This is a genomic window from Neisseria sp. P0009.S007 (assembly GCF_051962515.1).
Window position 1 is genome coordinate 1 of record NZ_JBQCVF010000662.1, and the last position, 901, is coordinate 901.

Below are 901 nucleotides of genomic sequence, written 5' to 3' on the forward strand. Positions count from 1 at the left end.
GCGGGCTTGTGTTATATTATCGTTTGATTTTCGCTTCAAAAGCCGTGCGTATGCCCAAACTCCACCAAATTATCGAAGGCCATTGGCAATCCCCTAATCCGTTTTTGTCTTTGCTGTTAAAACCATTGTCCAAGCTGTTTGCCAGAATTGCGGCGAAACGGCGCGATGATTTTGTTTCAGGCCGTCTGAAAAGCGAAAAATTGCCTGTGCCTGTGGTGGTGGTCGGCAATATCCATGCAGGCGGGACGGGGAAAACGCCGATAGTCGCCGCGCTGGTGTTGGGGTTGCGGGAAAAGGGCGTTAAGGTCGGCATCATCAGCCGAGGTTACGGGCGCAAGAGTAAGGCGGTTCATGTATTGAATATAGCCAGCAGTGCGGCAGATGCAGGCGACGAGCCTTTATTGCTGTTTCGCCAAACCGGCGCGCCGACGGCGGTAGGCAGCAGCCGTGCAGAAGCAGGCAGGGCATTGCTTGCGGCATATCCGGAGCTTGAATTGATTGTGGCCGACGACGGCTTGCAACATTATGCCTTGCAACGCGATATGGAAATTGCCGTATTCCCGGCGGCGGATGCTGAACGCACCAATTTGGATTTACTGCCCAACGGCAGCTTGCGCGAACCTTTGTCGCGATTAGCTTCCGTTGATGCGGTCGTCGTCAGCGGCGGAAAAGCAGATGCGGCATTTAAGCCGTCTGAAAATATGTTTGCCAGCCATATTGAAACAGGGCAGATTTACCGTTTGAACAGGCCGTCTGAAAAATTGGATTTGGCGGGTTTGGGAAATCAAACCGTTGCCGCCGTCGCCGGTATCGCCAAGCCGGAGCGTTTTTTCAATACGTTGCAAAGCATGAATATCGCTTTGAAACAAACCGTTGCCTTGCCTGATCATGCAGATATTAC

General features: G+C 52.4%; 1 protein-coding gene. It reads left to right on the forward strand.

Going from position 1 to position 901, the window contains the following annotated elements:
• Positions 1–50: 50 nt before the first annotated feature.
• Positions 51–901 (forward strand): tetraacyldisaccharide 4'-kinase (lpxK, locus tag ACTHS3_RS15520; protein WP_440368443.1); only part of this gene is annotated, 851 nt, incomplete at its 3' end.